General features: G+C 72.8%; 5 protein-coding genes and 1 pseudogene. 3 read left to right on the top strand and 3 right to left on the bottom strand.

The features are described from left to right. The 3 genes and pseudogenes from ACEQ2X_RS08445 to ACEQ2X_RS08455 form a co-directional block, all read right to left on the bottom strand. Positions 1–442, bottom strand: a pseudogene (locus ACEQ2X_RS08445) (o-succinylbenzoate synthase); the annotation flags it as partial. Beyond that, entirely contained in the window at positions 439–1,233 is a 795-nt protein-coding gene (locus ACEQ2X_RS08450) for a GNAT family N-acetyltransferase (RefSeq protein WP_370325362.1), read from the bottom strand. The gene ACEQ2X_RS08450 and the pseudogene ACEQ2X_RS08445, both read right to left, overlap by 4 nt. Positions 1,234–1,257: 24 nt before the next feature. After that, positions 1,258–2,232: a magnesium and cobalt transport protein CorA gene (locus ACEQ2X_RS08455; protein WP_370325363.1), complete on the bottom strand. Its 975-nt coding sequence runs from the start codon at positions 2,230–2,232 to the stop codon at positions 1,258–1,260. A 188-nt stretch (positions 2,233–2,420) separates the two neighbouring features. On the opposite strand from ACEQ2X_RS08455, the gene ACEQ2X_RS08460 reads away from it, so the two are divergent. From ACEQ2X_RS08460 to ACEQ2X_RS08470, 3 genes are all read left to right on the top strand, one after another. Beyond that, positions 2,421–3,179 carry an IclR family transcriptional regulator C-terminal domain-containing protein gene (locus tag ACEQ2X_RS08460; protein ID WP_370325364.1) on the top strand — a complete coding sequence of 253 codons (759 nt, stop codon included), beginning with the start codon at positions 2,421–2,423 and terminating at the stop codon, positions 3,177–3,179. Between the two features lie 16 nt (positions 3,180–3,195). Then, positions 3,196–4,383, top strand: a complete 1,188-nt coding sequence (gene pobA / locus ACEQ2X_RS08465) for a 4-hydroxybenzoate 3-monooxygenase (protein WP_370325365.1) — start codon at positions 3,196–3,198, stop codon at positions 4,381–4,383. A gap of 85 nt (positions 4,384–4,468) precedes the next feature. Further along, on the top strand, positions 4,469–4,871 hold a 403-nt coding region (locus ACEQ2X_RS08470; RefSeq protein WP_370325366.1), incomplete at its 3' end, for an ABC transporter substrate-binding protein.

A 4,871-nucleotide genomic window follows, 5' to 3' on the forward strand; every position in this document is an offset into this window, starting at 1 on the left:
CGTCGACCAGCCCCGTCACCGTCGACGGGATCCCGACCGACACGCCACAGGGGATCCGGGTGCGCGTCACCCCCAGGTGCTCGGCGAACGAGGTCATCGTCCCGCGCAGCCAGGCGTCCATCACGGCCGACTCGAGGGCCGCCTTGGCCATCCGGTGGCCCTGGACGTCGGCCAGGAGGCGCCCGACGTCGGACGGCTCGAGGGACTCCACGGCCAGCAGGCGGGGGGCCAGGTGCGCCGTCATGAGCGGGATCACCAGATCCGTGCTCTCCGATGAGTAGAGCGGCCAGGGCATCGTCGCGCACTCGCCCCACCCCTCACCCAGGTCGGTCAGCGCCCGGACGATGACGACGTCCCTGACGGACTGGCTGCCGAACGCCGTGGTGAACGGCGCCACGAGGGGCAGCTGCACGCGGCGCAGCTCCAGCCCCTCGAGCCTCACCCGACCTCCTCCGGTCGGGTCAGGAGGTACGTGCCGTCGCGTCGCATGGCCCGGACGACGTACCCGAGGGCCATCGCCTCGCCCATGGTCACCCTGACGGCCTGGCGCCACTCCTTCGCCCGGTTCGGGGTGACCGATCGCAGCCCGGCGATGTCGTCGGGCACGCCCACCGCGTACACCCGGGCCGACCCGTCGACGTCGATGCCCATGAGCGCCGGCCGGTCGAGCTCGTCGACGGCCAGCAGCCGCACCTCCCCACCGGGCACGGCAGCTCTCGGCTGCGCCTCGACCGGCCACCACACCGCCAGGCGGTCGGTCGCGTCGCCGGCGTTGACCGGGTCGTCCATGACCCCGTAGTGGTCGACGAGGTACCGGTGCGCGGTCGCGCCCAGCTTGGCCAGGTTGAACCACCCGTTGCGGGCGACCAGCGGGTCGAAGGTCCACGTGACGGCGGCCAGCCCCTGCGCGGCCGCCCACCGCCGCTGGTGGTGCTTCAACGCGGTGCCGATGCCCTGCCCCTCCTCGGTCACCCCCGTGATGTGGCTGTGCAGCACGTCCGCCCCGTCGACGTGACCGCGGAAGGCGACCGTGGTGCCGACCATCCGCCCGGCCCGGTACGCGCCGACGACGTACCCGCCGGCGTGCTGGATCGCACGGGAGAGGTTCGTCGGCATCCCCGACGCGTCACCCCAGATGGTGGCGATCAGGCGCGACGACTCGACGATCTCCGGCATCTCGGTGAGGTGCCGGATCACCAGGTCGGGTGCGGGGGGCTGGTCGCTCGTGCGCACGTGATCACCGTACCGGCCCGTGCCTCACAGCCAGTGCTTCGAGCGGAAGACCGCGTACAGCGACGCGCAGATCGCGACCATCACCCCGACCACGACGAAGTAGCCGTACTCGCTGCGCAGCTCGGGCATGTTCTCGAAGTTCATGCCGTAGACGCCCGCCACCAGCGTCGGCACCGCGGCGATGGCCACCCACGCGCTGATCTTGCGCATGTCCTCGTTCTGCTTGAGGGCGACGTCGGTCTGGTAGGCGGTCAGCACGCCGGTCAGCAGGTCGCTCAGCGCCTCCGCCCGGTCCGCGACGCGGAGGACGCGGTCGCGGAGGACCGACCACTCCGGCACGCCGTCGTCGGCGGCGACGGCGTGCCGGCCCGTCCCGAGCTCCTCGAGCGGGTCGAGCAGCGCCCCGACCGCCTGGTCGAAGTCGATCGCCTCGCGCTTCAGCAGGTAGATCCGCTGGGTCGCCCCGCCGGGGACGTGGTCGGCGAAGACGGTCCGCTCCATGACCTCGACGTCGGAGCGGAGGTCGCGGAGGACCTGCCGGTACCCCTCCACGACGTGGTGCAGCAGCACCCACGTGACGAACCCCGGTCCGCGGCTCAGCGCACCCTCCCGCGACTCGAGCTCGCGGCGGACCTCGTCCATCGGCGACGGCGTGCCCCGCGTGATCGTGATCATCATCTCGGGCAGCACCGCGATGGTCAGCGAGCCGATGTCCACCAGGTCGCGGTCCTGGTCGTAGCGGGCGACGCCTACGGACAGGACGAACCCCGACGGCTTGATCCGCTCGATCCCCGTCCGCGGCCTGGTGCGGCGGAGCGCGTCGGACAGCCAGGGCGGCAGGTGGAGGGTGCCCGACAGCCGGTCGCACTCCGCCTCGGAGGGATCGTGGAGGCTGATCCACGTCAGCCGGCCCGGCGACCGGGCGGCCAGCGCGGTCACGGGCGTGTCGGTGTCGGGCAGGGCGACCCCCGCTCGGTACGTGGCGCAGCCGGAGAGCATCGCCACATGATGGCGCGTCGCGTCCCCGGCCGATACCCCGGCGTTGATCAGCATCGGCGTTGACCAGCGTTGACCGGCTCCGACGAGGTCCGGTACGCTCCGTTCACCCTGCGAACGGCCGTTCGTAGTGCGAACGCAGCGGCGGTGTCGCGAGCGCACCGGCCGCCGCGGTGACGAGTCGGTGGCAGATGGAGTCGGTCCAGTCCTTCGAGCGCGGTCTGTCGGTGATCCGCAGCTTCGGCGCGGACGCCCCGCGCCAGACGCTGTCCGACGTCGCCCGCCGGACCGGGCTGAGCCGCGCCACCGCGCGGCGGCTGCTCCTCACCCTCGAGGGGGAGGGGTACGTCCGCCGCGAGGGGTCGACGTTCGAGCTGACCCCGCGGACCCTCGACCTCGGGTACGCCTACCTGTCGTCCCACACCCTGGCCGAGCTGGCCCAGCCGCACCTGCGGGACCTCAGCGCGAAGGTCAACGAGTCCACGTCCGTGGCGGTGCTCGACGGGTCCTCCGTGGTCTACGTCGCCCGCGTGCAGGCCAACCGCGTCATGACCGTCTCGATCGGCATCGGATCGCGCTTCCCCGCCTACCGCACGTCGCTCGGGCGGGCGCTGCTCGCCTGGCGGTCCCCGGGCGACGTCGCCGCGGTGTGGGAGGCGAGCGACCGCAGCCACCCGACCCGCCGGTCCGCGACGACCCTCGCCCAGCTCACCGAGCGCCTCGCCGAGGTCCGCGACCTCGGCTACGCGCTGGTCGACCAGGAGCTCGAGGAGGGCGTCCGCTCCGTCGCCGCGCCGATCCGCGACGCCGACGGCGACCCGACCGCCGCCGTGAACGTGTCCACGCACACCAGCCGGACCACGAAGGCCGAGGTCAGGTCCCAGGTCGTCCCCGCCCTGCTCGAGACCGCCGAGGCCATCAGCACCGCGATGACCGCCCACCGGATCTAGAGGAGCCACATCCCACATGCACACCCAGGTCGTGATCATCGGTGGCGGACCGGCGGGGTCGCTGCTCGCCCAGCTGCTCCACGCCGCCGGCATCGAGTCGGTGATCGTCGAGCGCCGCTCCACCGAGTACGTCCTCGGCCGCATCCGCGCCGGCGTGCTCGAGGACGCGAGCGCCCGCACCCTCACCGCCGCCGGGCTCGGCGAGCGGATGGCGGCCGAGGGCGACCCCCACGACGGCGTCGCGCTGGCCTACGGCGACCAGCGGGTCCGCATCGACTTCGCCGAGCTGGTCGGCCGCCGCGTCATGATCTGGGGGCAGACGGAGGTCCAGCGCGACCTCTACGACGCGCTGGGGTCCTGGGGCGCCACGCTGCTCGACTCCGTCGACGACGTCGCGATCCACGACGTGACCGGCGACCGCCCGAGGGTCACCTTCACCCGCGACGGCCAGGCCGAGGAGATCACCTGCGACTGGATCGCCGGCTGCGACGGCGCGCACGGCGTCAGCCAGGACGCCTTCCCCACCGACCTCCGGCGCACCTACGAGCGGAGCTACCCCTTCGGCTGGCTCGGCGTGCTGTCAGAGACCCCGCCGGTCAGCCCCGAGCTGATCTACGCCAGCCACGAGCGCGGGTTCGCGCTCTGCTCGATGCGCCACGCCATGCTCAGCCGCTACTACGTCCAGTGCGACCGCGACGACCGCGTCGAGGACTGGAGCGACGACCGGTTCTGGTCCGAGCTGACCCGCCGGCTGCCCGCCGACGACGCCGAGCGGCTGCAGACCGGCCCGTCGATCGAGAAGTCGATCACCCCGCTGCGCAGCTTCGTCGCCGAGCCGATGCGCCACGGCCGGCTGCTCGTCGCCGGGGACGCCGCCCACATCGTCCCGCCGACGGGGGCGAAGGGCCTCAACCTCGCGATCAGCGACGTCGTCCTCCTCGCCCAGGCGTTCGTCGACCACTACGCGCGCGGCGACGACGACGGCCTGGACGGCTACAGCGACCGGGCGCTGCGGCGGGTCTGGAAGGCGGTCCGGTTCAGCTGGTGGCTCACCACGCTGATGCACCGCTTCCCCAGCCGCGACGACTTCGACCGCAAGATCCAGCTGGCCGAGCTGGACCTGCTCGCGACCTCCGCCCCCGCCCGGGCGACGTTCGCCGACAACTACACCGGCCTGCCCCTCGACCTCGGGGAGGTGGGCTGACGCCGCGGGCGCGGCGCTGACGGCTTCGACCCGACCGGCGGCACGCCGGAGGGCGGAGGGATGGCACACGAGCTGGAGGGATGACATGGGAGAGGGACGCCTGTACAGGTTCCTGGCGGTCCTGGCGGTGCTCGCGCTGCTGGTGACCGCGTGCAGCGGTGACGGCGGCAGCGACGAGGACGCCGGCGACGAGGAGACCACGGACGCGGCGGGTGCCGCGGAGGAGGAGCCGGCGGAGGAGGAGCCCGCTGCTGGCGAGGATGAGGGGACGGAGGCGGCTGATGGGGGTGGCGGGTCCTCGGACGAGCCGATCCGCATCGGGATGTTGACGTCGTTCACGGGTCCGTTCACGCCGTGGGGGATCCAGCTGCAGGCGGGGATGCAGATGGCGGCGGAGGAGATCAACGCCGACGGCGGCGTCGATGGGCGGATGATCGAGCTGGTCGAGGCCGATGACCAGAACAACCCCGAGGAGGGGGTGACGGCGT

The organism is Euzebya sp., from assembly GCF_964222135.1.
Classification (GTDB): Bacteria; Actinomycetota; Nitriliruptoria; order Euzebyales; family Euzebyaceae; genus Euzebya.